At 71.0% G+C, this 9846-nt stretch carries 12 protein-coding genes; 4 read left to right on the top strand and 8 right to left on the bottom strand.

What is annotated here, in order from left to right:
* Positions 1-419, bottom strand: a 419-nt coding sequence (locus tag GTY47_RS19815; RefSeq protein WP_010048535.1) for an SGNH/GDSL hydrolase family protein, incomplete at its 3' end; no start/stop codon positions are given.
* A 259-nt stretch (positions 420-678) separates the two neighbouring features.
* Between GTY47_RS19815 and GTY47_RS19810 the strand changes: the two genes are divergently transcribed.
* Positions 679-1173: a DUF3145 domain-containing protein gene (locus GTY47_RS19810; protein ID WP_010048534.1), complete on the top strand. Its 495-nt coding sequence runs from the start codon at positions 679-681 to the stop codon at positions 1171-1173.
* Between the two features lie 129 nt (positions 1174-1302).
* Here GTY47_RS19810 and fabF read toward each other — a convergent pair whose 3' ends face one another.
* The 5 genes from fabF to fasR form a co-directional block, all read right to left on the bottom strand.
* Positions 1303-2574: a beta-ketoacyl-ACP synthase II gene (gene fabF, locus GTY47_RS19805; protein ID WP_010048533.1), complete on the bottom strand. Its 1272-nt coding sequence runs from the start codon at positions 2572-2574 to the stop codon at positions 1303-1305.
* A gap of 86 nt (positions 2575-2660) precedes the next feature.
* Positions 2661-2909 (bottom strand): acyl carrier protein, encoded by a 249-nt coding sequence (locus GTY47_RS19800; protein WP_003989952.1) that lies wholly within the window; start codon positions 2907-2909, stop codon positions 2661-2663.
* Between the two features lie 81 nt (positions 2910-2990).
* A complete protein-coding gene (locus GTY47_RS19795) occupies positions 2991-3992 on the bottom strand; it encodes a ketoacyl-ACP synthase III (protein ID WP_010048530.1) in 1002 nt (333 codons plus the stop codon).
* A gap of 16 nt (positions 3993-4008) precedes the next feature.
* Positions 4009-4944, bottom strand: a complete 936-nt coding sequence (locus GTY47_RS19790) for an ACP S-malonyltransferase (protein WP_010048529.1) — start codon at positions 4942-4944, stop codon at positions 4009-4011.
* A gap of 89 nt (positions 4945-5033) precedes the next feature.
* The gene (gene fasR, locus GTY47_RS19785) at positions 5034-6239 is read right to left on the bottom strand and encodes a fatty acid biosynthesis transcriptional regulator FasR (RefSeq protein ID WP_010048527.1); all 1206 of its coding nucleotides are present in this window, start codon (positions 6237-6239) and stop codon (positions 5034-5036) included.
* Positions 6240-6300: 61 nt separating this feature from the next.
* Between fasR and GTY47_RS19780 the strand changes: the two genes are divergently transcribed.
* Positions 6301-6951 carry a pirin family protein gene (locus GTY47_RS19780; RefSeq protein WP_029181777.1) on the top strand — a complete coding sequence of 217 codons (651 nt, stop codon included), beginning with the start codon at positions 6301-6303 and terminating at the stop codon, positions 6949-6951.
* Here GTY47_RS19780 and GTY47_RS19775 read toward each other — a convergent pair.
* Together GTY47_RS19775 and GTY47_RS19770 are read right to left on the bottom strand one after the other, a co-directional pair.
* Positions 6948-7763: a serine hydrolase domain-containing protein gene (locus GTY47_RS19775; RefSeq protein ID WP_010048525.1), complete on the bottom strand. Its 816-nt coding sequence runs from the start codon at positions 7761-7763 to the stop codon at positions 6948-6950. The genes GTY47_RS19780 and GTY47_RS19775 overlap by 4 nt on opposite strands.
* An 18-nt stretch (positions 7764-7781) precedes the next feature.
* On the bottom strand, positions 7782-8249 hold the full coding sequence (locus GTY47_RS19770) for a GNAT family N-acetyltransferase (protein ID WP_010048524.1): 468 nt from the start codon (positions 8247-8249) through the stop codon (positions 7782-7784).
* A gap of 98 nt (positions 8250-8347) precedes the next feature.
* Between GTY47_RS19770 and GTY47_RS19765 the strand changes: the two genes are divergently transcribed.
* Positions 8348-8812 carry a MerR family transcriptional regulator gene (locus GTY47_RS19765; RefSeq protein ID WP_010048522.1) on the top strand — a complete coding sequence of 155 codons (465 nt, stop codon included), beginning with the start codon at positions 8348-8350 and terminating at the stop codon, positions 8810-8812.
* Positions 8809-9825: an aldo/keto reductase gene (locus GTY47_RS19760; protein ID WP_010048521.1), complete on the top strand. Its 1017-nt coding sequence runs from the start codon at positions 8809-8811 to the stop codon at positions 9823-9825. Before GTY47_RS19765 ends, GTY47_RS19760 begins: the two co-directional genes overlap by 4 nt.
* Positions 9826-9846 lie beyond the last annotated feature (21 nt).

The raw sequence follows: 9846 nt of genomic DNA, 5'->3' as shown, positions 1-9846 counted from the left end.
GCCCCCACCATGACCGTCACCAGCTGCGGCTTGCGCCGCACCGCCTGGGCGATCTGCCCGGGCAGGTCCGCCATCCGCGCCCCGGTCACGGCGTAGTTCCAGCTCCGCTCCGCGGCCCCGGCCCGCCCCAGCAGCCGTACCGCGAGGGAGTCGACCTCCGGGCTCGCACCGGTCGCCCAGGACGCCTCCGGGCAGTCCGACAGCACGTCACAGGCGTCGAAACCCCGCGTGATCGAGTCACCCACGGCCGCGACGGAACTCGGGCTGCGGTCCCAGAGGGGCGTGGGCCCGGGGGACGGCTCGGCCGAACGGGACGGGGCGGGGGAGTTGTCCCCGACGGCATCACACCCGGCCACGCCCAGGGCGGCCGCCACAGCCACGGCAAGCACGACCCGCGAGCGGTGGCTTCGCTTCCGCATCCCTGGTCCGTCCCCTCGCCGCGCCGTGCCTGTCTCCCCAACCAATAACAACGCACGAGGGTTCCCGACCGATCAGGTGCAACGGCTCACACCCGTACAAGCGTCCCCCTGGGTGAATGGCGGGCGTTTCCCGGCACCGGGACCGACCGTACGTCACACTCCTTGCGTCACCGCACGGTAGCCTCGCCATCAACGTGACCCGCCCGGTCACAGCCGTTCCGCCCGTTTCCAAGATGTCCCGCTCTGCCCGGAGGTTCCGGTGACGACACGTGGAGTTCTGTACGTGCACTCGGCGCCGCGCGCGCTGTGCCCGCACGTCGAGTGGGCCGTCGCCGGGGTGCTCGGTACGCGCGTCAGCCTGGACTGGATCCGTCAGCCCGCCGCCCCGGGCACCTGGCGCTCGGAGTTCTCCTGGCAGGGCCAGGCCGGCACGGCGTCCAAGCTCGCCTCGGCACTCCGCGGCTGGCACCTCCTCCGCTTCGAGGTCACCGCGGAACCCTGCCCCACCGCCGAGGGCGAACGCTACAGCTGCACTCCCGACCTGGGCATCTTCCACGCGGTCACCGGCATCCACGGCGACATCCTCATCCCCGAGGACCGTCTGCGCGCCGCCCTGCAGCGCAGCCAGCGCGGCGAAACGGACCTGGAGGCCGAGCTCAACAAACTCCTGGGCAAGCCCTGGGACGACGAGCTGGAGCCGTTCCGCTACGCGGGCGAAGGCGCCCCGGTCCGCTGGCTCCACCAGGTGGTGTGACGCCCTTTTGGGGGCGCGGGGAACTGCGCGACCAACCCCCACGAACCCGCACCCGGCACACAACGCGACACGAAACGGCGAGTGGCCCGAACTCACGAAGAGTCCGGGCCACTCGCCGTGAAGGCGAAATCAAACCGTCCGGAACGCCAGCACCACGTTGTGCCCGCCGAACCCGAACGAGTCGTTCAACGCGGCGATACGCCCGTCGACCGGCAGCTTCCGGGCCTCACCCCGCACCACGTCCGCGTTCGCCTCGGCCTCGGGGTCGAGGTTCTCCACGTTGATCGTCGGCGGAGCCACCCGGTGGTACAGCGCGAGCACGGTCGCCACCGTCTCGACACCACCGGCACCACCCAGCAGATGGCCGGTCATCGACTTCGTCGCGGACACCGCGATGTGGTCGGTGTCGTCGCCGAACACCTTCCGCAGCGCCTTCAACTCGGCGATGTCACCGGCCGGCGTCGACGTCGCGTGCGCGTTGACGTGCACGATCTCCGCCGGATCCAGGTCGGTCCGCTCCAGCAGGTTCTGCAGGGCGTGCGAGATGCCCCGCCCCTCCGGCTCCGGCTGCACGATGTCGTGGCTGTCGGCGGAGATGCCCTGCCCGACCGCCTCGGCGTACACCCGGGCCCCGCGCTTGGCGGCGTGCTCGGCGGACTCCAGGACGACGACACCGGCGCCCTCGCCGAGGACGAAGCCGTCGCGGGCCACGTCGTAGGGACGCGACGCGCCCTGCGGGTCGTCGTTGTTCTTGGACATCGCCATCATGTTGCCGAACGCGGCGATGGGCAGCGGGTGGATCGCCGCCTCCGTACCACCCGCGACGACGACGTCGGCACGGCCGGTGCGGATCATCTCGATGGCGTAGCCGATGGCCTCGGCGCCCGAGGCGCAGGCGGAGACCGGCGTGTGCACGCCCGCCCGGGCACCCACGGCCAACCCCACGTTGGCCGACGGGCTGTTGGGCATCAGCATGGGAACGGTGTGCGGGGAGACGCGGCGGACGCCCTTCTCCTTGAGCACGTCGTACTGGTCGAGCAGCGTCGTCACGCCGCCGATGCCGGAGGCGATGACCGCGCCGAGCCGGTCCGGGTCGACGGCCGGGTCCTCGCCGGCCTTCGCCTCGAAACCGGCGTCGGCCCAGGCCTCCTTGGCCGCGACCAGCGCGAACTGCGCCGAGCGGTCCAGTCGGCGGGCCTGCGGCCGGGGGATGACCTCGGTCGGCTCCACGGCGACGGGGGCGGCGATCCGGACCGCCTGCTCGGCGGCCCAGTCCTGCTCCAGGGGCTTGACGCCGGAACGTCCGGCGACCAGGCCCTCCCAGGTAGAGGCTACGTCGCCACCCAGCGGTGTGGTTGCGCCGATACCGGTGACGACCACGGTGCGATTGGTCGAGCTCACGGGAATTCTTTCTCCAACGGATCCGAGGATTAAGCGGCGCCACCGCCGGGTGGCGGGGCAGTCAGCCCAGGGGCCTGATCGGTGGATCAGCCCTGGTGCTTGAGGATGTAGTCGGTCGCGTCGCCGACGGTCTTGAGGTTCTTGACGTCCTCGTCCGGGATCTTGACGTCGAAGCGCTCTTCGGCGGCGACGACGACCTCGACCATGGACAGCGAGTCGACGTCCAGGTCGTCGGTGAAGGACTTGTCCAGCTGGACGTCCTCAACCGGGATGCCGGCGATCTCGTTCACGATCTCGGCGAGACCGGCGACGATCTCTTCCTGAGTGGCGGCCATGTCGGCGCTCCTTCGTAGATGTTCCAGAGGGTGTGGCAGGTGTTTCTCCCGTGCCGGACCGCATGATCCGGCACGGAGTGCCTAGGGGAGGGTAACGACAGTCGCGGCGTAGACGAGACCCGCCCCGAAGCCGATGACGAGCGCGGTGTCGCCGCTCTTCGCCTCGCCGGTCGCCAGGAGCCGCTCCATCGCGAGCGGGATCGAGGCGGCCGAGGTGTTGCCGGTGGTGCGGATGTCACGGGCGACCGTGACGTGCTCCGGCAGTTTCAGCGTCTTCACCATCGAGTCGATGATCCGCACGTTGGCCTGGTGCGGGATGAAGACGTCCAGGTCGTCCACGGTGATCCCGGCCGCGTCCAGCGCCTGCTGGGCGACCTTCGCCATCTCGAACACGGCCCAGCGGAACACCGCCTGGCCTTCCTGGGTGATCGCGGGGAACTTCTCGACCGTCCCGTTCCGGTAGTCCGTCCACGGCACGGTCTGCTTGATCGTCTCGGACTTGTCGCCCTCCGAGCCCCACACGGTCGGGCCGATCGCGGGCTCCTGGGACGGCCCGACCACGACCGCGCCGGCGCCGTCGCCGAACAGGAAGGCCGTCGCGCGGTCCTCCAGGTCGGTCAGGTCGCTCAGCCGCTCGACGCCGATCACCAGGACGTACTCCGCCGAGCCCTCGACGATCATGCCCTTGGCGAGGGTCAGACCGTAGCCGAAGCCCGCGCAGCCCGCCGAGATGTCGAAGGCGGCGGCCTTGGCGGTGCCCAGCTTGTCGGCGATCTCGGTGGCGACCGCGGGGGTCTGCTTGAAGTGCGAGACGGTCGAGACGATCACGCCGCCGATCTGCTCGGCGGAGATGCCCGCGTCCGCGATGGCCTTGCCTGAGGCCTCCAGCGACATCGCGGCGACGGTCTCCTCGTCGGAGGCCCAGTGCCGCGTCTCGATGCCGGAGCGCGAGCGGATCCACTCGTCGGACGACTCGATCGTCTCCAGGATCACCTCGTTCGGCACGACCCGGGTCGGGCGGTAGCCGCCGACGCCGAGGATCCGCGCGTACGCGGCGCCCTTGCTGGGCTTGATCTTCGCCATGCTCTCGGGCTCCTTCTCAGACACCGTGCTCTGCGATGAGCTCGCGAGCCGCGTCGAGGTCGGCGGGGGTCTTGAGGGCCAGCGTCTTCACGCCGGGCAGGGCCCGCTTGGCGAGGCCGGTGAGGGTGCCGCCGGGGCACACCTCGATCAGGGCGGTGACGCCGAGCTCCTTGAAGGTCTCCATGCACAGGTCCCAGCGGACCGGGTTGGCGACCTGGCCGACCAGACGGTCCAGCACGTCGGCGCCGGAGGCGACGGTCCGGCCGTCCTTGTTCGACACGTAGGTGATGTTCGGGTCGCCGGTGTGCCGGGCCTCGGCGGCGGCCTTGGCCAGCGTCTCGACCGCCGGGGCCATGTGGTGCGTGTGGAACGCGCCGGCGACCTTCAGCGCGACGACCTTGCGCACGCCCTCGGGCTTGTCGGCCTCCAGCGCGGCGAGCTGCTCCTTGGTGCCGGCCGCGACGATCTGGCCCGCGCCGTTGATGTTCGCCGGGGTGAGGCCGAGCCTCTCCAAGTGCGGAACCGTCACTTCGGGGTCGCCGCCCAACAGCGCGGCCATGCCGGTCTCGGTGACGGCGGCGGCGTCGGCCATGGCGCGCCCGCGGGTGCGGACCAGGCGCAGCGCCTCCTCGTGCGGGAGCACCCCGGCGAGCGACGCCGCGGTGAACTCGCCGACGCTGTGACCGGCGATGGCACCGACCTTCCGCGGCAAGTCGGCGGGGTCCTCGAACAGCATGGACGCGGACGCCATGCCGGCCGCGACCAGCAGCGGCTGCGCCACCGCGGTGTCGCGGATCTCCTCCGCGTCTGCCTCGGTGCCGTAACGGATCAGGTCGAGCTCCACGGCGTCGGACCATGCCTCGAGGGCACCGCGGACACCGGGGAAGTCGAGCCATTCAGTCAGGAAGCCGGGCGTCTGGGCGCCCTGGCCGGGAGCGACGAGTACGAGCACTCTCACACTCTCTCTTGGGGACGGCCACGGCCGCCCGTGGGGACAGGGACGAAGAACACGAGGGGGTTTTGTCGAGCCCCGACAAAACCTTAGGGCTGGAGATCTCCATCGACCAGACGCCCCAGGATCAGCGCGATCCTCAGTGTGAACGCAGAGCGTACATCGGAGGGTGACCAGCCGGTGACGTCAGTCACACGTCGAAGCCGGTAGCGGACGGTGTTGGGATGGACGAACAGCATCCGGGCGGCGCCTTCGAGACTGCTCGCCTGTTCGAGATAGACACTGAGGGTCTCCAGGAGCGCGGCCCCGGCCTCCTCCAGCGGTCTGTAGATCTCCTCCACCAGTTGCTCGCGGGCCGAGGGGTCACCGGCCATGGCCCGCTCCGGCAGCAGGTCGTCCGCCAGCACCGGGCGCGGGGCGTCCTGCCAGGCCGAACACGCCTTGAGGCCCGCCGCCGCGGCCTGCGCGGACCGGGTCGCGGCCAGCAGGTCCGGCACCACCGGGCCCGCCACGACCGGCCCGGCCGCGAACGGGCCGATGAGCGACTTGGCGACGGCCAGCGGGTTGTCGCTGCCGCCCGCGATGACGACCAGCCGGTCTCCGAGGACCCCGGTCAGCACCTGGAGCTTGGCGTGCCGGGCGGCACGCCGGATCGCCTCGACGGTCAGCTCGCTGTCCCCGTCGGGTGCGGTGCCGAGCACGACGCACACGTGCTCGGGCGAGTTCCACCCGAGGGCGGCGGCACGCGACACGGCGCCCTCGTCCGCCTCGCCGCTGAGCACGGCGTTCACGACCAGGGACTCCAGGCGGGCGTCCCAGGCACCGCGTGCCTCGGCGGCCTGCGCGTACACCTGGGCGGTGGCGAAGGCGATCTCCCGGGCGTACACGAGCAGGGCCTCGCGCAGCACCCGCTCGTCGCCCGGGGCCGCGACCTCGTCGATCGCGGACTCCATGACCTCGATGGTGGTGCGCACCATCTCCACGGTCTGGCGCAGCGTGATCGCCCGGGTCAGCTCGCGCGGCGCGGTTCCGAACACGTCGGTGGAGATGGCCTGCGGGGCGTCCGGATGCCGGAACCACTCGGTGAACGCGGCGATACCCGCCTGCGCGACCAGACCGATCCAGGAACGGTTCTCCGGGGGCATGGCCCGGTACCAGGGCAGCGTCTCGTCCATCCGCGCGATGGCCTGCGCGGCGAGCGATCCGGACGACTTCTCCAGCCGCTTCAGCGTCGCGGCATGCGAGTGGACGTCGTGTGCTGCGGCTGCGTTCTTGCTGGTTTCGGGTTCGGGCACGGGACAAGACTGCCTTATCCGGACGGGAAGGTGCGTCGCCGGGTCTACGGTGGACTCCGTGATGGACGTACGGCGCGCTGACGAGCGCTACCAAGGTGGCGACCCGGCGGCCGGAATCGAGAGCCGGCACGCCTTCTCCTTCGGGCCTCACTACGACCCGGACAACCTCCGTTTCGGCGCGGTGATCGCCTGCAACGAGGAGCGCCTGGCGCCCGGGGCCGGCTTCGACGAGCATCCGCACAGCCACACCGAGATCGTGACGTGGGTGGTCGAGGGCGAGCTGACGCACCGGGACTCCACCGGGCACGAGTCGGTGGTCCGCCACGGAGACGTACAGCGGCTGAGCGCGGCGGGCGGGGTGCGCCACGTGGAGCGCAACGACGGCCCGGGCCCCCTCACCTTCGTCCAGATGTGGCTGGCCCCGCTCCGGCCCGGCGGCGACCCCTCCTACGAGGTCGTCCACGGCATCGCCGACTCGACGCCCTACGCCGTCCCGGAGGCCGGCGCGATGCTGCACGTGCGGCGTCTGGGAGCGGGGGAGCGGACGGCGGTACCGGACGCGGCGTTCGCGTACGTGCACGTCGTGCGCGGGGAGGTACGCCTGGACGGCGAGACGCTCGGCGCCGGCGACGCGGCCCGGATCACCGACGCGAAGGGCCTGGAGGCCGAGGGCCGGACCGACGCCGAGTTGCTGATCTGGGAGATGTCCTAGAGCTCCGCGAGCACCGTGTCCGTGAACACCGGCCACGCCTCGATCGCCCACGGCCCGAACGCCCGGTCCGTCAGCGCGACGCACGCGGCCCGCGCGTCGGGGTCGACCCACAGGAACGTCCCGGACTGCCCGAAGTGCCCGAAGGTGCGCGGCGAGGACGAGGAGCCCGTCCAGTGCGGCGACTTGGAGTCGCGGATCTCGAAGCCGAGCCCCCAGTCGTTGGGGTTCTGGTGGCCGTACCCCGGCAGGACGCCCTTCGTGCCCGGGTGGTGCACGGTCATCGCCTCGGCGACCGTCCGGGGGTCCAGCAGGCGCGGGGCCTGCACCTCGGCCGCGAACCGCAGCAGGTCCTCGACCGTGGACACGCCGTCCTTGGCCGGAGAGCCGTCGAGGGTCGTCGAGGTCATTCCCAGCGGCTCCAGCACGGCCTGCCGCAGGTACTCCCCGAACGGGATGTCGGTCGCCTTCGCCACGTGGTCCCCGAGCTGCTCGAAGCCGGCGTTGGAGTACAGCCGTCGCTCCCCGGGCGGGGCCGTGACCTTGTGCTCGTCGAAGGCGAGTCCCGAAGTGTGCGCGAGCAGATGCCGGACCGTCGCCCCGGGGGGACCCGCCGGCTCGTCGAGCTCGACGGCTCCCTCCTCGTACGCGACGAGCACCGCGTAGGCGGCCAGCGGCTTGGTCACCGACGCGAGCGGGAACCGCTGTCCGGCCGGTCCGTGGGTCCCGAGCACGGTGCCGTCCGCCCGTACGACACCCGCAGCGGCGGTGGGAACCGGCCAGTTCTCGATCAACGCGAGGCTCTTCAGCGACATGCGTTCGAGCCTATGCGCTCAGAGCGTCAGTTCCAGCAAGGGGTCGGGCTTGGGCCGGAAACCGAGGGAGACGTACAGCGGCTCGGCCTCCGGCGAGGCGGTGAGCTGCACCCGCCGGGCGCCGCGCTCGCGGAACCACTCCAGCAGCGTCGTCATGCACGCGCGCGCGTACCCACGGCGCCGGGCGGACGGGTCGGTGGCGACACTGAAGACGAAACCCACCGTGCCCCGCGGTTCGCCCATCTTCCCGATGCGGTAGTCGATCGTCCCGGCCACCAGCGACGCCAGCGCCCCCGGCCGCTCGGGGTGGTCCGCCACGAACGCCGCGAAGTCCCCGTCCGGCTCGCCCAGTTTGGCCCTCAGTGTGGGGAGCGACTCCCCGTGCCAGGCGGCGGAGGGGTCACCGAACAACGAGTCGATCATGATCTGGCGCAGGCGGAGGACTTCCTCGGCGTCCTCGGGCAGGGCGCGGCGTACGGCACACATGACGCCCTACGCTAACCAGCCGGATCGAGAAGCGTCCTGCCGATTTCTTACCGTCGGCGCTTGCTTGGAGTGCACTCCAAGGTTCTAGCGTTGGGGTCATGACGGTGATGGAGACCACGGGGACCAGGACCGACACCTGCGCCGGTCCGCCGCAGCAGAACCGGCGTCCGGACGGCCAGGACCGCTACACGATCAGCGAGGTCGTCACCCTGACCGGCCTGACGGCGCACACCCTGCGCTGGTACGAACGCATCGGCCTGATGCCGCACATCGACCGGTCCCACACCGGCCAGCGTCGCTACACCAACCGCGACCTCGACTGGCTCGACCTCGTCGGCAAGCTCCGCCTGACAGGCATGCCGGTCGCCGACATGGTCAGGTACGCGGAACTCGTGCGTGAGGGCGACCACACCTACGGCGAGCGCTTCGAACTGCTGAAGACCACCCGCGAGGACGTGCTGGCCAGGATCGACGAACTCCGGGGCACGCTCGCGGTGCTCGACCGGAAGATCAGTTTCTACGCGGACGCCGGGCGCGCCCTGGCGTCGGAGAGGTCCCGATGACGGACGGCAGGATCACGACGGCGAAGCTCGGCGACAACGGCCCCGAGGTGGGCGTCCAGGGCCTCGGCTGCATGGGCATGAGCTTCGCCTACGGCCCGTCGGACGCGGACGCGTCCCGGGCCACCCTGGAACGGGCGCTCGAACTGGGCGTCACCTTCTACGACACGGCCGACGCGTACGGCGCCGGCGAGAACGAGCGGTTCCTGTCACCGTTCTTCAAGGCACACCGCGACGAGGTCGTCATCGCGACCAAGTTCGCCCTGTCGATCCCCCCGGAAGACCCGACGCGCCGCGTCATCCGCAACGACCCGCCCTACATCCGCGAGGCCGTCGAGGCGAGCCTGAAGCGCCTCGACGTCGACGTCATCGACCTCTACTACATGCACCGGCGCGATGTGAACGTGCCGATCGAGGAGAGCGTCGGCACGATGGCCGACCTGGTCCGCGAGGGCAAGGTCAAGCACCTGGGCCTGAGCGAGGTGACGGCCGAGGAACTGCGCGCCGCCCACGCGGTGCACCCGATCGCGGCCGTGCAGTCGGAGTGGTCGCTGTTCAGTCGTGACATCGAGCCGAAGGTCGTCCCCGCGGCCCGCGACCTGGGCGTGGCCCTGGTCCCGTACTCACCCCTCGGCCGCGGCTTCCTCACGGGCTCCTTCACCAACGCCGACCAGGACCTGACGCCGGACGACTTCCGCCGCCAGCAGCCCCGCTTCACGGGGGAGAACGCGACGACGAACGCGGCCCTGCTGGAGCTGATCCGCTCGGTGGCCAGGGCCCACGACGCCTCCCCCGGCCAGATCGCCCTGGCCTGGGTCCAGCAGCAGGCATCCGTCCACCGTCTGCCGGTCATCCCGATCCCGGGCACCCGCAAGCCGTCCAGGCTGGAGGAGAACACGGCAGCGACCAGGATCGTCCTGACGGAAGAGCAACTGGACCTGCTCAACGGCATTGCGGCCCAGGTGGCCGGCGCCCGCTACGCGGACATGACCTTCACTTCTGCCGGACGTGAGTGAAGGTTCCTAGGGGCGCGGGGA

The organism is Streptomyces sp. SID5464 (genome assembly GCF_009862985.1).
Classification (GTDB): Bacteria; Actinomycetota; Actinomycetes; order Streptomycetales; family Streptomycetaceae; genus Streptomyces; species Streptomyces chartreusis_D.
This window is presented reverse-complemented; position numbering and strand designations above follow the sequence as displayed.

Bases quoted from the DNA above. Each gene is read 5' to 3' on its own strand.
- GTY47_RS19800 (WP_003989952.1), bottom strand. From the start codon at position 2,909: ATGGCCGCCACTCAGGAAGAGATCGTCGCCGGTCTCGCCGAGATCGTG.
- GTY47_RS19795 (WP_010048530.1), bottom strand. From the start codon at position 3,992: ATGGCGAAGATCAAGCCCAGCAAGGGCGCCGCGTACGCGCGGATCCTC.
- GTY47_RS19780 (WP_029181777.1), top strand. From the start codon at position 6,301: ATGGACGTACGGCGCGCTGACGAGCGCTACCAAGGTGGCGACCCGGCG.
- GTY47_RS19775 (WP_010048525.1), bottom strand. From the start codon at position 7,763: ATGTCGCTGAAGAGCCTCGCGTTGATCGAGAACTGGCCGGTTCCCACC.
- GTY47_RS19770 (WP_010048524.1), bottom strand. From the start codon at position 8,249: ATGTGTGCCGTACGCCGCGCCCTGCCCGAGGACGCCGAGGAAGTCCTC.
- GTY47_RS19765 (WP_010048522.1), top strand. From the start codon at position 8,348: ATGACGGTGATGGAGACCACGGGGACCAGGACCGACACCTGCGCCGGT.
- GTY47_RS19760 (WP_010048521.1), top strand. From the start codon at position 8,809: ATGACGGACGGCAGGATCACGACGGCGAAGCTCGGCGACAACGGCCCC.